Origin of the sequence: Marinobacter sp. MDS2 (genome assembly GCF_030718085.1) — a bacterium.
Classification (GTDB): domain Bacteria; phylum Pseudomonadota; class Gammaproteobacteria; order Pseudomonadales; family Oleiphilaceae; genus Marinobacter.
Window position 1 is genome coordinate 2,106,982 of record NZ_JAVAJF010000001.1, and the last position, 21,081, is coordinate 2,128,062.

A 21,081-nucleotide genomic window follows, 5' to 3' on the forward strand; every position below is an offset into this window, starting at 1 on the left:
CAGGCGCATCGTTAGTGCTTACTTAATGCCAAACCCGCGTTTATTCAGAAACTCTTTCATGTGTGCGCGCAGTTTGCTGGTGAACAAGGGCTTCAACTGTTCGGACCAATTGGTGCTCTTGTTGCCACCTGTGCGCTCCCGGTAATAACGAGCCATGGTGTCGTCAAATTCCGCAACCAATGCTTCATCGCTCGAGTCGTCGTAAACATCCTGTTTCAGAATGCTGGCCAGTGGCAGGCGAGGTTTCACTTCCGGGTTTTGGTCCGGATAGCCCAGGCATAAGCCGAAGACGGGATAGACATGCTCGGGCAGTTTCAACAGGTCGCTGACTTCCTGCGGGTTGTTGCGAATGCCGCCGATGTAACAAATGCCCAAGCCTACTGACTCCGCGGCAACCACCATATTTTGCGCCATCAAGGCCACATCGACACTGGCAACCAGTAGTTGCTCCGTCATACCGCGAGTGACGTCCGCACCGGATCGTTCGGCAGCTTCGGTCGACCGTTTCATATCGGCGCAGAACACCAGAAAATCGGAGGCGCTTTCGACATAGGGTTGGCCGCCCGCCAGTTCTGCCAGCCGTGCGCGGCTTTCTGGATTAACCACGTGAATCAGAGTGTACGCCTGTACGTGACTGGAGGTGGCCGCACTCTGGCCTGCGCGGATTAGGTCTTCAAACAGCTCTCTGGGAATCTGCTGATCTTTGAACTTGCGGATGGAGCGGTGTGACTTCAGAAGTTCGATTGTTGGATTCATAGCCCCTCATCGGTTGTGAATAAAATCGTAAGCAAGGCTCCTATCCTCGGTTAATTCCGTGTACTATGCCACTGTATAAATATACATGCATTTAACGACTGCGAGGACGCCTCATGGCAGTGCAATCATTATACTTTTCGGATCGGGACGGACTGGAAATGGCGCTAAGCAACCCAGACACCATGCTCTTTCAAAGTAAGGCTGAAGCCGATGCACGGGATAAGGTGCTGGAGTTGGCGGAGAACGTAGCGTTCTGGCTGGAGAAAAACGTAGAAGGGCTTTCCGAAGATTTGGCAGAGCAGTGCGCGATGAGCATTGCCGAAAACAAAGACCTGTTCGCGAAAGCCATGAAAAAGCCGGAATTGCTGGCCGAGGCTGCTGAGCCCGCACCTGCAGAAAGCTGAGAGGCCGGTTTAGCTCCAGCCGACGCAAACTAGTCGCGGTTCAGTTCGTAAGCCGCCATATTTACAGCTGAGGCAAGGTTCAGGGACTCAATCGCCGCCGCGCCAGGGATGGTGTATCGATGGGCATTGAGTTTGGTTAAGGCCGCGGCAGGTACGCCGCGGGCTTCATTGCCGAACAGGTAACAATCGTGGCTTTGAAAACCGGGCTCTGTAAGGCTGTCGCCGCCGATGTCCAAACAGGCAACACTCGGGTAACGCTGGCCCAGGGCATCTAAACCGATGTCGGTTTCCAGTGGCACATGAAAAATAGCCCCCATGCTGGAGCGAACGACCTTCGGGTTGTATGGGTCAACACTGCCGGGGCTGAGCAGGCAGCGCATGCCACCGAACCAGGCCAGCGTGCGCAAAATGGTGCCAAGGTTGCCGGGGTCCTGCACTTCGTGCAGGTAAACGGCTTTGCCCTCGTTGGCTGAATCGGTGCTGGCGGGGGGAGGCAAAGGAACCACCGCGAGAATGCCTTGTGGGGTTTTGGTGTCTGCCAATTGGGCCATTTGCCGGTCGCTGATCACTTGCTTGGGCCACGGGCTGCGCCAGTCTTCGTAGGCGCTGGTGACAAACAGTTGCGCCCGCTTCCAGTGCGGATTGCTGGCCGCCGCCTTCTCCAGTTCGAGCACCAGGTGCTCGCCTTCCACCAAGAAGTGCCCCAAGGATTGGCGGTATTTCTTTTGATGCAGTTTCTTGATGTCGTCCAGCTTCACGGCAGGTTTCCAGTGTTAAGCGGTGCGTGGCGGTGTGGCGCCATTGTACTGGTGCGTCGGATGCTTGTCAGGCGCTTGGCGGCTTTTGCGGTCGTGTAGGCAGCGGCGTACAATGGCGCTTTCCCGCAGTAAACAGAAGACTATTCCGATGGCCCGTTCAAAAAGCAGTAACCGCTGGCTCGAAGAGCACGTCAACGACCCCTTTGTAAAACAGGCTCAGTTGGACGGCTATCGTTCCCGCGCCAGTTATAAGTTGCTGGAAATCAACGACAAAGATCGTCTGATTCAGCCCAACGGTCTGGTGGTCGATCTTGGTTCGGCGCCGGGCGGATGGTCGCAGGTGGCGGCTAAGCTGGTGGGCCATAAAGGCCGGGTGTTGGCATCGGACATTCTTCCGATGGATAACATCGCTGGTGTTGAGTTTATTCAGGGCGATTTCACCGAAGAGTCGGTGTTTGACGAACTGATGGGTGCATTGGATGGCGCCAAAGCCGATGTGGTGATTTCTGACATGGCACCCAACATCAGCGGCGTGAATGCGGCTGACCAGGCGGCATCTATGTATCTGGTGGAGCTGGCGTTGGACATGGCCTGTCAGGTGTTGAAACCGAAAGGCAGCTTTGTTGCCAAGGTGTTCCACGGCGAAGGCTACGATGAGTACGTTAAATCGGTGCGCGCCGCTTTTGACAAGGTGTCGGTGCGTAAGCCGGATTCCTCAAGAGCTCGGTCCCGTGAGGTTTATTTGGTGGCGAAGGGATTCAAGGGCGCCTGAGCCATTGAATCCCCCAAGCTTAGGGCAATCAGATTTTCGCCCTAAGCTTCACCATCATCTTGCTATAGCCGCGCACAAAGTTCGACTGCACGTACTCCGGCTCGCCCAGCACCTCGATATCATCGAAGCGCTTCAGAATCTCTTCCCAAAGAATCCGCAGCTGCATTTCTGCTAGGCGGTTGCCCATGCAGCGGTGTACGCCAAAGCCAAAGGACAGGTGTTTGCGCACGTTCTTGCGGTCGATGATGAACAGATCCGGGTCTTGCTCGAACGCCCGCTCATCGCGGTTGCCGGAGGCGTACCACATCACCACTTTATCGCCTTTCTTGATCGTTTTATTGGACAGTTCAATGTCCTGTTTGGCAACCCGCCGCATGTAGGCCAGCGGGGTTTGCCAGCGAATGATTTCAGACACCATGTTGGGAATCAGGTCGGGGTTTTGTTTGAGCTTGGCGAACTCCTCGGGGAATTGATTCAGCGCCAGTACCCCGCCGGTCATGGAGTTACGGGTGGTGTCGTTGCCGCCCACGATCAGCAGCACCATGTTGCCAAGGAATTCCATTGGGCGGTTGATCATGGTGCGGGTGCTCTCGTTGGCCAACAGTAAACTGATGAGATCGAACCCAGGTTCTTCTCCTGCCGCCTTTCTCGCTTCTTTCTCACGCCACAGCAGAGACATTTGCCTGGCCATGTCGGCTGAAGCCGCGAAGGATTCATCGATGTCTGCGGTCCCGCCAGTCGATTCGGGCGGTGCAGCCGCCATGTCTGACCAATAGGCCAGTTTGTGGCGTTGTTCATAGGGGAAATCGAACAGCGTGGCCAGCATGCGTGAGGTCAGATCAATAGACACTGTCTGCACCCAGTCGAAAGGCTCATCGACAGGCAAGTGGTCCAGCACATCCGCTGTCCGGCTGCGAATCAGGCTTTCCATTTGCGCCAGATTTTTCGGTGCCACCACGCCCTGAACTGCTTGGCGCTGAACATCGTGCTTGGGTGGGTCCATGGCGATGAAGGTTTCGATCTCCAGACCGGGTGGTGGTGGGCCGAGGGAAATGATGGGCTCGGCGGAAAACAGATCGTGGTGGGTATCCACGAACATGATGTCTTCGTAGCGGGTTACCGACCAGAAAGGGCCAAAAGGACTGTTCTTCTGATAGTGCACCGGGCACTCGTCTCTCAATCGTTTGAAGTAGGAGTGCCATAGGCCTTGCCGGTACAGGAACGGGTTGCTGACATCGATGTCTTCCAATGCCAGCGACGACACGTCGGGTAGGGGAACCTCTTTGAAAACGGGCGGCTGTTCACGCTTTCCTACGCGTTTCTTGAGATTTTGAAACGTGTGCATGCCTTTGATTTGCCAGTGGATAGGTACCGCGGCAGCGGCTTTGTTCGCGACCGGCTCAAGGAAAGGGCTTAATAAACTCATGCAAACCTCCGGGGTCAGCTTTCTTATAAGGGTGTCATCGTCGATCTGAAATCGGGTGCGCCGGTTTACATCTGGAATTCGGGTAACCGTACGACCAGCCCATCGAGGGACTCCGAGAGCGTGATCTGACAGGCCAAACGGGAGGTCTCGGATTGCTCAGGGGTGAGCTGTAGCATCCCCAGTTCGTCTGCGTTGATGTTTCCGGTGGCCTGTATCCACCCGTTATCGACTATGACGTGGCACGTGCCGCAGGCGCAGGCTCCGCCGCAGTCTGCGTCGATTCCGGGTACCCCGTTTTCGACCGCCGCTTGCATCAGAGATTGGCCCTCCTCGATCTCGACCACGTGTGCTGTGCCCGTGTGTTCAATAAATGTGATCTGCCCCATAGTCACCCCGCCGGTGTTGTTTCAAGGAATGGTTGTTCCAGGTTCAGACTACGTTTTGCTGAGAGCTTCAGGCAGGTCATTACTTGACAGGCGGGGGTCATTAAAAGACTCTTGGTTAATGTGTGACCTGTATGGTGCCTGAATACTTAACGCCGACTAACCGATACAAGAATAATTATGAGCGTTGTTAACCTGGATGTGCCCAGCATTCCTTCCAGCTATAGCCGTTTAGCCGCCAGACAATTAGGCCTGCAGTCCCGTGATGTGTCGGAACTGTTGGCAGGCACTCGGCTGTCGGTGGATCAATTTCTCGAAGAGAGCACCTTGCTAAGTGCCCACCAACAACTGCGGATTCTGAAAAACTGTCTGCGGATCGCGAATGACGAGCTGTTTGGTTTGCAGCTGGGGCAAAGGCTGACGTCACCAACTCACGGCGCCCTGGGTTTTCTGGTCAACAGCAGCCCGGATTTGCTCGCTGCTCTGAAAGCGTTCCAGGCCTTTTTGCCAACACGCATGAATCTGGCCCAGCTTGAGATAGTGGTTGAGGGAGAGTGGCTGGCGCTGAGCTGCAAATTCGATATGGAGCTTGAAGAAGCGCTTCTGCGCCTTCTCAGTGAAATTTTCACGGTGAGTTTCTTCGATACGGCCGAATTTATCGTCGGGCGGCCGTTGAGCGAGGCAAGCATCTGTTTTATGCATGAGCAACCCGATTACGCTGCGCACTATGAAGCCTTTATTCCAGCAACGATTGAGTTTGGAGCCGACGCCTACGTGCTGAAAGTCCCGCTGGCGGTTTGCAAGATTCAGAATGCCTCCGCGAATCATGAAAGCTATATGATGGCGCTGAAGCATTGCGAAGCCATGTTGGAACAATTGAATTCGAATACGAGCAGTTGCCAATATCAGCTTCAGAAGATGATGTTGTCGCATCCGCCCGGTGTGCTGAGCGAAGAAGAAGCGGCCGCGGCCATGTTTATCTGTAAGCGCACCCTCGCTCGCAGGCTGAAACAGGAAGGCACCAGCTTCAGGCAGGTGAGGGATGAAATTCTGTCGCAACAGGCGAAGGGGTATTTGCTGGACAGCCAGTTGCCGGTCGAGGCGATCGCCGAGCTATTGAATTACCACGACAGTGCCAATTTCCGGCGAGCGTTCAAGCGCTGGTTCAATTTGACGCCGGATCAGTATCGCCGTCAGCACGGGGCGCCTGAGGGCGGCTGGAGGACCTGACCTGCGGGTTTTGCCGCCTATATTCGCCCGGTGATTGCCCAATCCATCGCCGAAAGGCTCGGGTGAAGCTGGCGGTGTCGGTATAGCCGAGGTGAATGGCCAGCTCATCCAGTTTCATGTCGCTGCCCGAGAGTATCTGTGTGGCCGCCTGGCGGCGCTCTTCTTCGACGATGGCCCGGAAGCTCGCCCCTTCCTGCTCCAGTTTCCGGCGCAGGGTGCGTGGTGACAGGGCCAGATGGCTGGCGACTTCATCCAGTGTGGCCACCAGTCCGAGCGAACCAAGCACCTGTTGCCTTACCTGACCGGCAAGACCACTGGTTTGTCGCTGCTCCAGCTGGAACCGACATTGATCATCCAGCATGCGAACGAGACGGGAACTAAAGGTCGGTAGAGGCTGGTCAGCAGCGTCGGCGGAAACCAGAATCGCGTTGCGGTCACTGTTAAATCGGGGGGTTACCCCCATGGTGTCGGCGATCAGTTTTGCGTAATCGGGGGCAGGCCCCTGAAATTCGGCTGCACAGATACTCAGGCCCGACAAGCTGAGCTCTTTCAGCAAGTTAACGCCGGTGGCCAGATCACGTTCCAATAAAAACTGGCGTAAATGTGGGGGGATGGGTTCTGGATCCAGTCCGATTCCGAAACAGCCGTTTTCCTCAAAGGTGAACATTCGGCAGTAGGCTGTGCTTAGTGGTAAATAGCGCAGAGCGGTGTTGGCCGCATCCCGTAAGCTTCGGCTTGTGCGCAACGCAAACCCCCAGACTCCGAACGTCGCGACGTTGTATTGCAGGCCGAGCTTGAACCCCAGGGCCGGCGTGTCGGGGAGCGCCTGAATCAAATTCTCGATCAGGCGCATTTCCTGTTCCCGGGCAATCAATGCTTCCCCGTCGAAAAGGGTGCCTGGCGTGATTGCGGTTCCATGCAGACAAGTATCGGCCCCCACGCCTAGGCTGGCAGCGAAGTTGATCATGACCTGACTGATGGCAATTGGGTGAAGCGTGGATTCTTGTTTTAGCATGGGCAAAGTGTATCGGTTTCGGTGAGTGCATGGTACTTGGCCTAAAGAGTCCCGCGATTGGCCAAAGATGCCCTTGGGCAATGTGTCGCGGGTGACTAGATTGAAGGGGTGTTCGAATCCTTCCCATGAGACCGGAGCTATGTCGCACGATACAAAGAATCCAAACCGCGAGGCGGTGGAATTTGCCAAACGTTATATGGGCGAGATGGCGTGGCCAACGATGGTACTGGTTGTTCTGGTGCTAACGGGCTACGTGACCGGGCTGTGGTTGTTTGCGATTGGCTGGCTGAACCCGGTGCCGGCGGTGCTGGTGCTGGCGGCGTTAACGTACATGTCTTATACCCCGGTGCACGAGGCTGTGCACGGCAATATTCACGGCAAACACGAGAATTTGCGCTGGCTAAACGACGCTTGTGGCTATCTGATGGCCCCGCTGATTGCTATTCCGTATGCATCCCATCGCCTCGAGCACATGACTCACCACCGGTACACCAATCAGCCGGACAAAGATCCCGATTATATGATCAGCGGAATGGGTAGGGGGTTGATGGGTGCTGTGGTGACTGTTTTCCGCTTTCTCTGGCTACAAAACACGTTCTTTTTTCGCACACACTGGCGCAAAGCGACCCTCAAAGAACGGTGGATCTATGGCACCGAAATTTTGATTTCACTGGGCTGGCGCGTGGCTTTTGTCGTGATGACGGATGTGGCCTATGCCGGTTGGGTGCTGTTTGTGAGTTATTTTATGGGCGGCTTTTTTACCGCCTACTGGTTTGCCTATCGGCCGCACATTCCCTATCAGGATCCGGCCCGTTACCGAAACACCAACAGCTTGATCATGCCGGTCTGGATGAAACCGTTGGGCTGGTTCTGGTTAGGGCAAAATTTGCACTCCATTCATCACCTGTTTCCGCGGGTACCATTTTATCGTTACCAGGCACTGCATAATGACATAGAGCCGATTTTGCGAGAGCAGGGCACCCCGATTGTGGGGATATTCAGCAGAAAGCCAGTGCCCGAACGGTAGGCATGGGCTACCGCCGGGCTACAGCTGCTGTTTAATCCGGTAATAAAACACGATAAAGCTTGCTGAGTAACGCGCCATCAAGCAGCGTGAATAATGGAGTGTCCAGTGTGGTCACCCCTGACCACTGTTGGTTCCAGCTGCGGGAACATCGCCAGGTGATCAATAGGCCGTTGCTTCGGTCGTAGTCGAGGCACTTACCGTTCGCCTTGTTACGCAGTTGCAGCAATTCTTCTTATAGGCCCAGCGCTGGTCGGCCCTGTCATCGCGACAAATAGACAACCCGACGCGATTGCCCGTTGGCGTTAAGCACTGCCAAGGAGCCGGGCATCGTCTGGTTGGACGGTACACGTCACTCCGCAGGGAATTTCTCGGGTAATGATGGAAATGAGAGTGGTAACTGGCTAAATTCGGTTGAGTAGTTAGCGTTTTTAATAAGAGCCAAGACATCATTTGAGAGTATCAATGGCCGATAACGTTTTTTGCACCGCCAAGCTGACTGACGACGAGCCCCGTCGTCTTCGTGAACTGAACAAGCTCAGGGTGCTCGACTCGCCTCCGGAACGTCATTTTGATGACCTGGTTGAGCTGGCTTCTCAGATCTGTGCAAAGCCCATTGCGCTGGTGTCTTTGGTAGATCGGGAGCGGCAGTGGTTCAAGGCGGCCAAGGGCCTTACGTTTCAGCAGACAGGGCGGGATGAGTCGTTTTGTGCTCATGCCATTCAAGAGACCGGCATCCTGGAAGTGCTCGATACCCTGGTTGATGAGCGTTTCGCCAAGAATCCGTTGGTGATTGGTGAACCGCATATTCGGTACTATGCCGGAGCGCCGCTGGTTGGTCGCGCCGGTTTGGCCTACGGCACCTTGTGTGTGCTCGATACTTCGCCGAATTGCCCTCTTACGGAAGAGCAGCGGGCTGGCCTGGAACGGCTTGCATTACTAACGGTTGACCGCCTTGAGGATTGGAACGAGCAGCAACAGGCGGATGTTAGCTCGAGAATATTATCGACTTTGCTCGATTCAATGCCAGACGCCGTGGTTTCCTGTGACAGCGACGGTAATCTCGCCGAATTTAACCTGGCCGCCAGGCAGTGGCATGGCGTAGACCCGAGGGCGCTGCCGCCAGAGCAATGGGCGGAGCACTTTGACCTGTACGAGCCTGATGGCAAGGCGTTGCTGGCTACGGAAAACATACCGCTTCTGCGTGCATGGCGGGGCGAACAGGTTCGCAACGCGGAGCTGATGATTCGGGCAAAGGGACAACCGCCGCGAGTGGTGCTTTGCAACGGACAGCGCCTCGAGGATGCGTTCGGCCGGCCACTCGGTGCGGTAGTGACCATGAGCGATATCAGTGAACTCCGGGATGCCTACAGTGACCTGCAGCAAACCCGTGCCTATCTCCAGTCGGTTATTGATGCGTCGGTGAGCGTCGCCATCATTGCAACCGATACCCGTGGTTGTATTTCTCTGTTTAACCCAGGAGCAGAGAAACTGCTGGGTTATAGCGCCGAAGAAGTGGTCGGTGTCCATACGCCGGCGTTATTTCATCTCGAATCGGAAGTGTCTGCACGGGGTGCAGAGCTGTCCAAACAGTTCGGCAGGCGAATAGAAGGTTTTGATGTTTTTGTCGCGTCGGCACGGGAAGGCATTCCCGAAACCTCAACATGGACCTACGCTCGAAAAGACGGTGAACACCGCACTGTGCAGTTGTCGGTAAGCGCTCTTAAAGATGAGGAGAGCGTGACAACCGGCTATCTGGGCATGGCGGTTGATGTGACCGAGCAGCGGCGGGCGGAACAAGCGGCGCGGCTTGCCAACGAACGGTTTGGTGAAGCGTTCAACTCGGCGGCCCAGGGTATGGCCCTGGTATCACTGGAGGGGCGCTGGATGGATGTGAATGAAGCCATAACCAAGCTGTTTGGCTATTCGCGTGAGGAATTATTGGCGACCAATTTTCAGACACTGACCCACCCGGAAGATCTCGAATCAGATTTAGCCTTGCTGCACGATTTGCTGGCCGGTCGAATCGATCAATATCAGATGAAAAAACGCTATTACCGGCGCGATGGCTCGGTCATGTATGCCTTGCTCTCGGTAGGCTTGGTCCGTGATGAGAACCGACTACCGCTGCATTACGTGTCACAGATTCAGGACATCTCTGTCGAGCACCAGGCCCTAGAGGAACTGGAGGAAAACGGTGCGTTTCTGCTGCAGCTATTCGATTCTCTGGCCGATGCGGTACTGGTAATCGATAGTGACACGCGGATTGTTGGGCATAACCTGGCGGCTGTGACGCTTTTCGAGCTACCCACCGATGCCACCGGCTCGCCTTTGAGTGCGCGTTTGCCGGAGCTGACCGAGCGATTGGACGGCTCAAACAGCCCTGGCTCAGCAGGATTACTTGCGCGCTGGAATACGACCCTGACCATCGTGGGCAAGCAGCCCCTGCCCTTGGAACTCAGTCTGACGCAGATACTGAGTTCCGGCGAAACGGATCCAAGATGGGTGTTGGTCGCCCGGGATCTGTCTGAAAGCCAGCGGAACGAATTGCTTAAAAATCAGTTTGTTTCGACGGTTAGCCATGAGCTTCGCACACCGCTGACGTCCATTTCCGGGTCATTGGGCCTGATTGCCGGAGGAGCATTGGGGGAAATCCCTGATCGGATTGGTGGGATGCTGCGCATTGCTCAACAGAATACGCAGCGATTGGTCCAGTTGGTAAACGATCTGCTGGATCTGAACAAGCTGTCGGCCGATGAGATGAATCTCAATATACAGCGTGTTGAGGTTTCTACCATTCTGGGGCAGGCCATGGAGCAGATGAAGGGTTACGCCATACCTTACGGCGTGGAGCTTAGAATTACCGGCGATCCATCCGGGCATATCAAAGCCGACCCAGACCGCCTCTTGCAGATTTTGTTCAACCTTGTGTCTAACGCCTGCAAGTTTTCACCGCGCGGCGCAACGGTAGACATTCATTGTGAGCCCCATGCGGAGGATGGCGCCTTGATCAGCGTTGTGGATCGTGGGCCAGGTATTCCGCAAGCCTTCCGGAGCCGCATATTCGAGCGCTTTGCGCAGGCAGATTCCGCAGAAAATCGGGTCAAAGGCGGTACCGGTCTGGGGCTGGCAGTGACACGAGAATTGGTTGAGCGAATGGGTGGCGTGATCGGATTCGAATCGCAGGAAGGTGATGGCGCGCGCTTCTGGTTCCGGTTCCCGCGGGCAGAGGTTCGTCTGCCGAGGGAGTCAGCCGCTGCCCGTGTGCTGCACGTGGAAGATGATGACGACCTGGCTGCGGTTGTTAGAGGGCAACTGGGTGCCGTTGCGCGGGTTGATCGGGCGGAAACGCTGCGGGAAGCGCACGAGCGGCTCAGGCAAACGTCGTACGATCTGATTCTTCTTGATCTCAAGCTAGAAGATGGTGACGGGCTGTCCCTCTGGGAAGCGGTACATCGATCTCAGCCCGATGTGCCGGTCGTCATTTTGTCAGGATATGAAGTGCCACGGGCGATTGCGACGAAGGTTGCGGCAGTGGTTCAGAAAGCATCGGTCACGCCGGACGAACTCGAAACCCGGGTGATTGGTTTGCTCAAGGATAGACGTGCTCAGGTAAACTGAAGAGGGAAAAGCAGGCCATTAAAATGGCGCGCCCGAGAGGATTCGAACCTCTGACCTCTGCCTCCGGAGGGCAGCGCTCTATCCAGCTGAGCTACGGGCGCATTCGAAATCGGCGATTGCTCATCAATTTCGAGTGCGCAATCTTACGTGCGCGGGCGGTTTCTGTCTAGCCCTTGGGGGCAAGTCACTGCATCATTGTTGCGGCAGCCGCTGCTCGGGCGTGATGCTGACCAGGCTTGAGTCGTTGCTGAAGGTCACTTCGCCGTCCTGGATTGACACCTGAAGCGTCATCGAGCGCTCGGCAAGGCTCGCCAGTTCGGTGATCGCTTCCGCCGGAAGATCTACAATGGTCAGATTGCCAAATCTGGCGAGCTTGTTATGGTGTTTTTCCCACCACACCGGCACCGCTCGGCCTCCGTAGGTGTAAAGTATGACCTGTTTCGAGCGGTTGCAGGCTTTGCGGATGCGGTCCTCGTCTGGCAGGCCCAGTTCTATCCAGAGTTCGATTTCGTCCGACAGGGACTTCTGCCAAAGCTCCGGCTCGTCGTCACTGCTGAGCCCTTTGGTAAACTCCAAGGTGTCGTTGGCATTCAGGGCGAAGGCTAAGAGCCGGATCATCATGCGTTCGTCGGTTTCTGACGGATGACGCGCGACGGTCAGGTGGTGGTCGCCGTAATAATGCTTGTCCATGTCCGCAATATGGAGCGTGGCTTTGAATATAGTGGCCTTCAGTGCCATTGAGAAATCCTGTCTGTGAAGTCGGGCAGGGCGTAGTGTAATGCAAATTAGACGAGGCAGTGCATAGCAGTATGGTGATGTTGCGCGGTTTTCTGGTTTTGGTGGTGTTCTTCCTGCTTGGGGAAGCGCTGCGGTTTTTGGCCGGGCTGCCGGTTAGTGGCGGCGTGCTCGGCATGATCATGGTGACCTTCACGTTAATGCTACGGGGTAAGGTCAGCGACGAACTTGCCGAAGCCAGTCGGGGCCTGATCTCGGTGTTGGTGCTGCTGATCACCCCGGGAGTGGTGGGTGTGTTTTTTATCGTGGATCAGTTTACCGGTTACTGGACGACGGTCGTGGCGGCCCTGGTTGTGGGGACGCTGCTCAGTGTGTTGACCACGTTGTTGTTAATGAAGAAAGCGGCAGGTTTAACAAAAGAGATCGGTGATCATGACTGAGTCCTCATTGCCAACGAATACATTGACGGTTTTGACCGCCGGGCCGATGCTCTCGATTGCGTTGACGCTAGGCGCCTTCCTTGCAGCTCAATGGCTGTTTGTCCGGTTTCGAAAACCCTTGTGGATGCCGCCGGTTCTGATCGCAGCGCTTCTGTTGGCGGTGGTGGTGGCCGTCTCCGGGCTGGGGTTTGAGCGATATTACACGGGGGCCGCCTGGCTGACCGTCCTGCTGGGGCCCACCACCGTGGCCTTGGGCGTACCTCTGTACCAGCAAATGCACCACATTCGCGCGCTCTGGAAGCCCATCGTGATGACCTTGCCTGTTGCGGCTACGCTGGCGGCGGTGTATGCACTCGGCATTGCCTGGCTGATGGGCGCAACACCATTGGTGCTGGCCTCTCTGGCGCCCAAATCCGTGACCGCTCCGATCGCCATGGGGATTGCGGAACAGGTCGGCGGCTCCGTTTCACTCACGCTGGGCGCATTGCTGATTACCGGTGTGCTGGCGTCGTTGTTCGTTGACTGGATGGCCAAATGGCTGAACATCAAAGACGACCGGATTATCGGTTTTGCGCTGGGCTTGAATGGCCACGCGATTGGCACTGCCAGAGCGTTTGAAATCAGCCCAATGGCCGGTGCGTTCGCGTCGTTGGGAATGGGGCTGACCGGGGTATTTACGGCGCTGATGCTGCCGTTGATATGGAGTTTGAATTAACACATAGACTTCCGGGTGGCCGCTCCTTGGTTCATTGACTATTGTTAAAGCAACAATCAAACGATCGATCTCGTGCATGTTGCTAGAGGTCAATGTCAACGGGGAAGGCCATGGCTGATACCGGATCCCTCCTGCCGGAATGGCTGGATATGACGTTCATGGGGCATGGCCATTGCTACCTCTGGCGTTCCGACCTCTTGGCCCTCCATGCTATTTCCGACACGCTCATCGCCGCCGCCTACTTCACCATCCCTCTGGCGCTATACGTGCTGCTGCACAAACGCAAAGACATCGAGTTTGAGTGGATGTTTTTGCTGTTCGCGCTGTTTATATTTTGTTGTGGCGTGACCCACTTGATGGCGGTCTACAACATCTGGAACGGTGCCTATTACCTGTCGGGGTTTCTCAAGGCGCTAACCGCCGCGGTTTCCTTGATAACCGCAGCTCTTGTCTGGCCGCTGATCCCGAGGGCGCTGGCTTTGCCTCGGCCGGCCCAGTTGCAAGCGGCCAACCTGGAACTGCAGTCGGAAATTGTTCACCGTAATGAGATAGAGCAAAACCTTGAAAAGGCACGATTTGATCTGGAAGGGCAGATCGCCGAACTGACCCGCACGAAGCAAAGACTGGAGGAAGAAATTGAGCAGCGCAGTCGGCTGGAGAAACAGCAGCAGCATCAAACGCGTGCGCTTGAGCGCTCTAACGAAGATCTTGAACAGTTTGCCTTCATAGCGTCCCACGACCTTCGGGAACCGCTGCGTAAACTGATGGCGTTTACCCAAATGCTGATGACCGGAAAGTACGGAGAATTCAACGAAAAAGGCGAACAGTTTGTACGCTACATTCGGGAGGCGGCCGAGCGGATGGACGCCTTGCTTAACAGCTTGCTCAGTTACAGTCGCATCAGCTCCAGCGACGAGGGCCACGAAGAGCTGAGCTTGCAGCGGATCGTCGAAGACGCGTGCCGGGATTTGCAGCTGCGTATCGAAGAGAGCGGTGCCACCATTCAGGTAGGTGACTTGTGTCGGGTTCGCGGCGATGCGGCGCAGCTGCGGCAGCTGATGCAGAACCTGATCGGCAATTCGCTGAAATATTGCCCGCCCGAGACCCCACCGGTGATCGAGATCGCCGCACACCCGAGTAGTTTGCCCGGCCGCTGCGAAGTGACCGTCACCGACAATGGGATAGGGTTCGACGCCGCTTATAAAGATCAGATCTTCGATGTGTTTAAGCGGCTACATGGTCGGGGCGAATACGAGGGGACCGGAATGGGCCTTGCCATTTGCCGCAAAATTGTTGAGCGGCACGGTGGCTCCATCAATGCTGAGAGCGAGGAAGGTAAAGGTGCCCGCTTTCGGTTTGACTTGCCGCTGGCTACTGGCTCGGGAGACAGTTTTTGAAGCCCGTACCGATTCTGATGGCTGATGACGATCCGCTCGATCAACTGCTGACGAAAGAAGCCTTTGAAGAGGCAAAGGCGGTGAATCCACTCTACTTCGTCGAAAATGGCGTTGCGTTGATGCGCTACCTGAGGCGCGAGCCGCCCTACAGCAACGAGGTTGAGTATCCCATGCCGGGGCTGATCCTGCTGGATTTGAATATGCCGAAAATGGATGGGCGAGAATGTCTTGCTGAAATCCGGCAAGACCCGAGTCTCCGGTTTCTGCCGGTCATCGTGATGACCACCTCCAATCGAGAAGAGGAGGTGCTCAACAGTTATCAACTGGGAGCCAATTCGTACATTGCCAAACCAGTGGATTTCGAAAAACTGGTGGCCCAGGTAAAAGCATTTAACGCTTATTGGTGTTCAGTAGTGGAGTTGCCTAGTGGTAAGCAATAAGAAAACGATTCGGGTTCATATCATTGACGATGACCCCGCTGATTTCCTTATTCTGGACGAGTTGCTCCTGGGCTCGACACGGTATCGGTTTCAGTTGTGTCATTTCGGCTCGCTGGACGAAGCGCGCCAGGAATTGTTGGCGCCGGAATGCGATGTGTTTCTGGTGGATTATTTTCTGGGTCGGGAAACGGCCTGTGACATCCTGCAGGAAGCCCGAAGAATCCATTGCGAAGTCCCGATTGTGGTTTTGACCGGGGCCGATTCGCAGAAAATAGACGACGAGGTACTCGAGCTGGGCGCCGCCGACTTTTTGCCCAAGGATGAAATCAGTTTGTCGCTACTGGAACGCACGATTCGCCATGCGATCCGGCACAAAGAGGCTGAGTTGGAACTTCAGAGCTTGGTGAAGCGAGACCCGTTAACAGGGTTGGGCAATCGCCTTCTGTTTGAAGAGATTCTTGAAAGCTCGCTGGCACGATGCAAGCGCTCAGGCGGTAAACTGGCCGTGCTTTTCCTTGATCTCGACCGCTTCAAGGAGATCAATGATTCGCTCGGCCACCCCACCGGTGACTTGTTGTTGTTACTGATATCGGATCGCCTGAAAGCGGTCGTTCGGGAGTCTGATTTCATCGCGCGGATTGGCGGTGATGAATTCACTGTTCTCATCGATGATCTGCACAGTGTCGGTGATGCCTTGGCCGTCGCGCATAAAATCGTACTTGCCTTATCCCGCCCGTCACCGGTGGGCCCTCACGAGTTGAATATTACCGCCAGTGTCGGGGTCGCGTTGTATCCGGAAAACGGCGATACGCCGATCAAGCTGATGCAAAAAGCGGACATTGCGCTTTATGAGGCGAAGCGAAATGGGGTTAGCAAGATTCAGTGTTTTACCGCCAACTTGCAAACCCAGCTGGAGAGACATCTCTATATTGAGAAAGGATTGCGGAACGCGTTGGAGCACGACCGGTTTGAGTTGTATCTGCAGCCGCAGTGGACGCTGGAGGATCAGCGTTTAACGGGGTTTGAAGCTTTATTGCGCTGGCATGCGGGTGCCGACGAGATGATATCTCCGTTCGAGTTCATCCCGGTTGCCGAGAAGACCGGCCTGATTGTTCCCATTGGCGAGTGGGTGGTATCGAAAGTCTGCGAGTACCTGCGAGAGTGGCAACAACAGGGTGTATCGGATTGCCGGATCGCCCTCAATGTATCGCCACTGCAGCTGAAGTCCGGCAGGTTTGTGGATGCGGTAGAAGCGTTGGCATCAACACATGGAGTGACGCTGGACCGGCTTGAGATTGAAGTCACCGAGGAAAGTTTGCTGGACGGCGTGGAAGAGCACGGCCGGGTAGCAAACGAGTTGGTTCGGTTGCGCGCATTGGGTGTCAAAATAGCCATCGATGATTTCGGGACCGGTTACTCCTCGCTGCGTTATTTGCGGCAATTTCCCGCAGACATCGTGAAAATCGACAAAAGTTTTGTATCGGAAGGCTCGGTTGAATTGAAGGAACCGGAGATCTGTACCGCAATTGTGACCATGGCAAAGTCCTTAGGTATGGAGGTTATAGCCGAGGGCATCGAAACATCCCGGCAGTTGGCCTCGCTTCGTGAAATAGGATGTGCGCTGGGGCAGGGATACCTCGTGTCCGAGCCCCAGAATTTTAAAGAAGCCAGCCAACGGGCTTTGCGGGGGCGGGCCGACGGCAAAGCACAGTGACAATCAAGGTAGAAGGTTAGGGAGAGACGATGTTGTATCCACGGAAAGTCGATTTGAACGTGTGGTTGATTGCCGCAAGCAAAGAAGGTGACGACCTCGAAGAAGCTTTGCGCATGAACGCCTTGGGTCACAACCTGACGGTGATGGCTAGCGAGGGGGAGTTCAATGAGCGTGTCGCAGGTCTTGCAGAGGATTTCGATGCGTTGCCGCATTTGTTGATGTATCTGATCAGGGAAGAGACGACCGGTGTCGATGACTGGATCCTGAAAGTGAAAGCTTCGGAGCGATTCAGTCATGTGCCCGTCATCATTTTTTACTCGGAACAGGCGACATTCGATCTCGCTAGGTTGTATTCGTGCGGCGCAGCGTCAGTGATCCGGGTTCCCGTCCGCTTTCAGGGGTTGGTTGAGGTTATGCGGGTGATCGAGGCCTATTGGTTCAAGGTGGCGTTAACCGCTTAAATGGCACACGCACAGAACCTGCGCTCGCCATTTCCTACGCCAGCCCCCTGACTAATAATTTCTATTGATGTACTGTACTTTGCCAGCTAGTTTTGAGCTTAGACGTCGAATGCATATAGAGCATCGATGCACCCAAAATTCTTATAATGACGATGGGATACGCGATGAAAAAATTATTAGCAGCTTTTGTTGGTTCAATGGCGCTGGCGACCGCGCCTTTGGCCATGTCTGCAGAAGCAACGAAAGAACTGAAGGTGGCGTACGACTCTGATCCGGTGACTCTGGATATCCATGAACAGCTGTCGGGCGGTATTCTGCAGTTGTCACACATGACGTTTGATCCGCTCGTGCGCTGGACAAAAGATCTGGGCTTCGAGCCGCGCCTTGCCGAAAGCTGGGAGCGTGTAGACGAAAACACCATGCGCTTTACACTGCGCAAAGGCGTGAAGTTCCACTCCGGTAACGAGCTGACCACTGCCGATGTTCAATTCACCTTCGATCGTTTGAAGCAAAGCCAGGACTTTAAGGCGATCTTCAAGCCCTTCAGTGGCATCAAGGTGATCGATGATTACACCTTCGAGCTGATGACCTCCGAGCCCTACCCGCTGCTGCTCAATACCGCCACCTACATCTTCCCGCTGGACAGCCAGTTCTATAGCGGTGAAACCGAAGACGGCAAAGACAAAGGTGCCATTCTCAAACACGGCAACTCTTTCGCTTCCGAAAATCTATCGGGTACCGGGCCTTTCACGGTCGCGGATCGTCGCCAGGGCGTGCGCGTGGAGTTTGAGCGTTTCGAAGACTATTGGGATACCGAGTCGCCGGGCAACGTAGGCAAAATTGTTCTGACACCGATCAAAGAAAACGCGACCCGCGTGTCAGCGCTGCTGTCTGGTGGTGTGGATTTCATTGCGCCGGTGCCACCCAATGATCTGGACCGCATCAAGCGCGATCGCAACAGCGAACTGGTCACCATGAGCGGTACTCGTATCATCCTGTTCCACATGAATCAGGAGCGGGTTGAAGCGTTCAAGAACCCGAAGGTGCGCCAAGCCATCGCCTATGCCATCAACCAGGAAGGCATTGCGGCCAAAATCATGAAGGGCTTTGCCACGCCAGCGGCTCAAATGTCGCCAGCCGGTTATCAGGGCCACAACGAAAACCTGAAGCCGCGGTTTGATGTGGCCAAAGCCAAGCAGTTGATGAAAGAAGCGGGCTATGAGGATGGCTTCACCATCACTATGATGGCGCCGAACAACCGCTACGTGAACGATGACAAAATCGCCCAGGCGGCTGCCGCGATGTTGGCTCGGATCAACATCAAGGTGGATCTGAAAACCTTGCCGAAAGCCCAGTACTGGCCGGAGTACGATAACCGTGCAGCAGACATGATGCTGATTGGCTGGCATGCCGATACCGAAGACTCTGCGAACTTCTTCGAGTTCCTGACCTTCTGTCCGGAAGCCGACTCGGGCGCGGGCCAATACAACGCCGGCAACTACTGCAACCCGGAAATCGACGCGCTGGTCCAGAAAGCCAACGTTGAAACCGACCTCGACAAGCGTGCTGCCATGTTGCAAGAAGTTGAGCAGCGCTTGTACGATGACGCCGCTTTCGTACCTTTGCATTGGCAGGATCTGGCATGGGCAGCCAAAAAAGGCGTCAGCATTGCACCTGTACTCAACGTGATGAACTTCCCGTATCTGGGTGATCTGGTCGTTGAATAACAGGCACTAGTTCCTGTCCTCAAACCCCTCTCCCGCAATGGGGGAGGGGTAAACTAGTACTCACCAACGGTAAAACCCTCATGCTAGCTTTTTTAGTTCAGCGGATATCCCAGGCGTTGCTGGTTATGTTTGTAATCAGTGTGATCGCCTTTGCCATACAGGATGGCCTCGGGGACCCGCTTCAGGAAATGGTGGGCATGTCCGTTTCTGAAGAAGAGCGGGAAGCCATTCGAGAAGAGTTGGGGTTGAACGATCCCTTTCTGGTCCAGTATTTCCGGTTTGCCGGAAAAGCCATTCAAGGCGACCTTGGCAACTCTTATTTTTACAGCAAGCCAGCGCTCGAGGTGATTGCAGAGCACTTGCCAGCAACCCTTGAGTTGGTCATTGGCGCCAGTTTGATCATCATATTTTTATCGGTTCCGATCGGCGTTTATTCGGCTATCCGGCCACAGGCATGGCTGTCCAAATTCTTTATGGGCGTGAGCACGGTGGGTATCTCGATACCGGTGTTCCTCACGGCTATTGTATTGATTCAGTTGTTCTCCATTGGTGTCACCGTGAACTGGTTTCCGAGCGACACCGGCTGGGGGCAATGGCTGAATGAGCTTCTGACTACCGAAGGCGGTTTGCCGTCCTACGGTCGTGGCGATGATCTTGTTCACCTGTTCGGCACTTGGGAGTCCGGGTTGTTTACGCGCGAAGGCTTGGCGCATCTGTTGCTGCCGTGTATCTCGCTGGCCTCGATCATGTTGCCGTTGTTTATCCGCCTGATCCGCGCGGAAATGATGGAAGTGCTGCAGAGCGACTACATCCGTTTTGCCCGAGCCAAAGGCTTGAGTGCCGGCCGAATTAACTTCCTTCATGCCTTGAAGAACACCATGCTGCCAGTGATCACCGTTGGCGGGGTTCAGATTGGCATTATGGTGGCCTACACGATTCTGACCGAGACAGTGTTCCAGTGGCCCGGATTAGGATTGATGTTCCTGGAAGCCATCACCCGCAGTGACATCCCGTTGATTGTGGCTTACCTGATGGTGGTAGGCCTGATCTTTGTGATTACCAACACACTGGTGGATTTGATCTACGGATTGGTCAACCCCACCGTCAAACTGGCAGGTAAGAAAGCATGACAACGGCAACGGTTTCCCGCTGGGACCGCTTCCGCGAGTCCTTTTTCTGGTACAGCTTCAAGCGCGATAAAGTGGCGATTCTCAGCTTTGTTGTCTTGTTGCTGATGGTGTTGGCGGCGGTGTTTGCGCCTATGCTGGCGCCCGCTGATCCCTACGATCTGGCGCAGATCGACATCATGAATTCCGAGTTGCCCCCGGCCGGGCTGGATGGCGCTGATCCGGCTTTCCCGCTCGGTACCGATGCTCAGGGGCGCGATCTGCTCTCCACCATTTTATACGGTACCCGGGTGTCGTTGATGATTGGTTTCGGCGCTGTCTTGCTGCAGTCGATTCTGGGTGTGCTGTTCGGCCTGATGGCCGGCTACCTGGGCGGCAAAGTCGATGCCGTGCTGATGCGCATTGCGGATGTGCAGCTGTCGTTTTCTACTCTGATGGTTGCCATCATTGTGGGGGCCGTTTTCAAAGCCAGTTTCGGCAACCTGATGTTCGGGGAAATTGCCATTTACATGCTGATCTTCATCATCGGTGTGGCCGAATGGCCACAGATCGCCCGTACCGTGCGCGCCTCGGTGCTGGCGGAGAAGAAGAAAGAATATGTGGATGCCGCCAAGGTCATGGGCTTTGGCACGCCGCGCATTATGTTCCGCCATATTTTGCCTAATACGCTGTCGCCGATTTTCGTCATTGGCACCGTGCAGATCGCCAACGCCATCATTTCAGAAGCGGCGTTGTCGTTTCTGGGCTTGGGGATGCCGGAAACCCAGCCGTCGTTGGGCTCTTTGATTAAATCCGGCTTTGATTACATTCAGAGCGGCTCCTGGTGGATCACCTTGATCCCGGGTCTGGTGCTGGTGGTGCTCGTGCTGGTCATCAACCTGTTGGGTGACTGGTTGCGGGATGTGATGAACCCACGGCTGTATAAGGGGTAACGCC

Annotated in this window: 20 protein-coding genes and 1 tRNA gene; 14 read left to right on the forward strand and 7 right to left on the reverse strand. The window is 55.2% G+C overall.

What is annotated here, in order from left to right:
- Positions 1–18: 18 nt before the first annotated feature.
- Entirely contained in the window at positions 19–756 is a 738-nt protein-coding gene (gene nfsA / locus Q9245_RS09875) for an oxygen-insensitive NADPH nitroreductase (protein ID WP_305896975.1), read from the reverse strand.
- A 113-nt stretch (positions 757–869) separates the two neighbouring features.
- On the opposite strand from nfsA, the gene Q9245_RS09880 reads away from it, so the two are divergent.
- Positions 870–1,160, forward strand: coding sequence for a YebG family protein (locus Q9245_RS09880; protein WP_305896976.1), 291 nt, complete (start codon positions 870–872; stop codon positions 1,158–1,160).
- Positions 1,161–1,189: 29 nt separating this feature from the next.
- Here Q9245_RS09880 and Q9245_RS09885 read toward each other — a convergent pair whose 3' ends face one another.
- On the reverse strand, positions 1,190–1,918 hold the full coding sequence (locus Q9245_RS09885; RefSeq protein ID WP_305896977.1) for an RNA methyltransferase: 729 nt from the start codon (positions 1,916–1,918) through the stop codon (positions 1,190–1,192).
- A 148-nt stretch (positions 1,919–2,066) separates the two neighbouring features.
- On the opposite strand from Q9245_RS09885, the gene rlmE reads away from it, so the two are divergent.
- The gene (gene rlmE, locus Q9245_RS09890) at positions 2,067–2,690 is read left to right on the forward strand and encodes a 23S rRNA (uridine(2552)-2'-O)-methyltransferase RlmE (RefSeq protein WP_305896978.1); all 624 of its coding nucleotides are present in this window, start codon (positions 2,067–2,069) and stop codon (positions 2,688–2,690) included.
- Between the two features lie 28 nt (positions 2,691–2,718).
- Here rlmE and Q9245_RS09895 read toward each other — a convergent pair whose 3' ends face one another.
- Together Q9245_RS09895 and Q9245_RS09900 are read right to left on the reverse strand one after the other, a co-directional pair.
- Positions 2,719–4,116: a cytochrome P450 gene (locus Q9245_RS09895; RefSeq protein WP_305896979.1), complete on the reverse strand. Its 1,398-nt coding sequence runs from the start codon at positions 4,114–4,116 to the stop codon at positions 2,719–2,721.
- A 65-nt stretch (positions 4,117–4,181) separates the two neighbouring features.
- Positions 4,182–4,502, reverse strand: a complete 321-nt coding sequence (locus tag Q9245_RS09900; protein WP_305896980.1) for a 2Fe-2S iron-sulfur cluster-binding protein — start codon at positions 4,500–4,502, stop codon at positions 4,182–4,184.
- A gap of 177 nt (positions 4,503–4,679) precedes the next feature.
- On the opposite strand from Q9245_RS09900, the gene Q9245_RS09905 reads away from it, so the two are divergent.
- Positions 4,680–5,729, forward strand: a complete 1,050-nt coding sequence (locus Q9245_RS09905) for an AraC family transcriptional regulator (protein ID WP_305896981.1) — start codon at positions 4,680–4,682, stop codon at positions 5,727–5,729.
- Here Q9245_RS09905 and Q9245_RS09910 read toward each other — a convergent pair.
- Complete coding sequence (locus Q9245_RS09910; RefSeq protein ID WP_305896982.1) at positions 5,665–6,744, reverse strand: AraC family transcriptional regulator; 1,080 nt, start codon at positions 6,742–6,744, stop codon at positions 5,665–5,667. The two genes, Q9245_RS09905 and Q9245_RS09910, sit on opposite strands and share 65 nt — an antisense overlap.
- Positions 6,745–6,883: 139 nt before the next feature.
- Between Q9245_RS09910 and Q9245_RS09915 the strand changes: the two genes are divergently transcribed.
- Entirely contained in the window at positions 6,884–7,771 is an 888-nt protein-coding gene (locus Q9245_RS09915) for a fatty acid desaturase (protein ID WP_305896983.1), read from the forward strand.
- Between the two features lie 462 nt (positions 7,772–8,233).
- On the forward strand, positions 8,234–11,389 hold the full coding sequence (locus Q9245_RS09920) for a PAS domain S-box protein (protein WP_305896984.1): 3,156 nt from the start codon (positions 8,234–8,236) through the stop codon (positions 11,387–11,389).
- Between the two features lie 24 nt (positions 11,390–11,413).
- On the opposite strand, the gene Q9245_RS09925 is transcribed toward Q9245_RS09920, so the two are convergent.
- A tRNA-Arg gene (locus Q9245_RS09925) sits at positions 11,414–11,490 on the reverse strand.
- Positions 11,491–11,581: 91 nt separating this feature from the next.
- Entirely contained in the window at positions 11,582–12,127 is a 546-nt protein-coding gene (locus tag Q9245_RS09930) for a YaeQ family protein (protein WP_305896985.1), read from the reverse strand.
- Between the two features lie 71 nt (positions 12,128–12,198).
- Between Q9245_RS09930 and Q9245_RS09935 the strand changes: the two genes are divergently transcribed.
- From Q9245_RS09935 to Q9245_RS09975, 9 genes are all read left to right on the forward strand, one after another.
- A complete protein-coding gene (locus Q9245_RS09935; RefSeq protein WP_305896986.1) occupies positions 12,199–12,564 on the forward strand; it encodes a CidA/LrgA family protein in 366 nt (121 codons plus the stop codon).
- On the forward strand, positions 12,557–13,279 hold the full coding sequence (locus Q9245_RS09940) for an LrgB family protein (RefSeq protein ID WP_305896987.1): 723 nt from the start codon (positions 12,557–12,559) through the stop codon (positions 13,277–13,279). The genes Q9245_RS09935 and Q9245_RS09940 overlap by 8 nt, the downstream gene beginning before the upstream one ends.
- Positions 13,280–13,389: 110 nt before the next feature.
- The gene (locus Q9245_RS09945; RefSeq protein ID WP_305896988.1) at positions 13,390–14,676 is read left to right on the forward strand and encodes an ATP-binding protein; all 1,287 of its coding nucleotides are present in this window, start codon (positions 13,390–13,392) and stop codon (positions 14,674–14,676) included.
- Positions 14,673–15,116 carry a response regulator gene (locus Q9245_RS09950; protein WP_305896989.1) on the forward strand — a complete coding sequence of 148 codons (444 nt, stop codon included), beginning with the start codon at positions 14,673–14,675 and terminating at the stop codon, positions 15,114–15,116. The genes Q9245_RS09945 and Q9245_RS09950 overlap by 4 nt, the downstream gene beginning before the upstream one ends.
- On the forward strand, positions 15,103–16,830 hold the full coding sequence (locus Q9245_RS09955) for a GGDEF domain-containing response regulator (RefSeq protein ID WP_305896990.1): 1,728 nt from the start codon (positions 15,103–15,105) through the stop codon (positions 16,828–16,830). The genes Q9245_RS09950 and Q9245_RS09955 overlap by 14 nt, the downstream gene beginning before the upstream one ends.
- Before the next feature lie 29 nt (positions 16,831–16,859).
- Entirely contained in the window at positions 16,860–17,291 is a 432-nt protein-coding gene (locus Q9245_RS09960) for a hypothetical protein (RefSeq protein ID WP_305896991.1), read from the forward strand.
- A 164-nt stretch (positions 17,292–17,455) separates the two neighbouring features.
- Positions 17,456–19,018, forward strand: coding sequence for an ABC transporter substrate-binding protein (locus Q9245_RS09965; protein ID WP_305896992.1), 1,563 nt, complete (start codon positions 17,456–17,458; stop codon positions 19,016–19,018).
- Positions 19,019–19,098: 80 nt separating this feature from the next.
- On the forward strand, positions 19,099–20,148 hold the full coding sequence (locus Q9245_RS09970) for an ABC transporter permease (protein ID WP_305896993.1): 1,050 nt from the start codon (positions 19,099–19,101) through the stop codon (positions 20,146–20,148).
- On the forward strand, positions 20,145–21,077 hold the full coding sequence (locus Q9245_RS09975) for an ABC transporter permease (protein WP_305896994.1): 933 nt from the start codon (positions 20,145–20,147) through the stop codon (positions 21,075–21,077). The genes Q9245_RS09970 and Q9245_RS09975 overlap by 4 nt, the downstream gene beginning before the upstream one ends.
- The last annotated feature ends 4 nt before the right edge of the window (positions 21,078–21,081 follow it).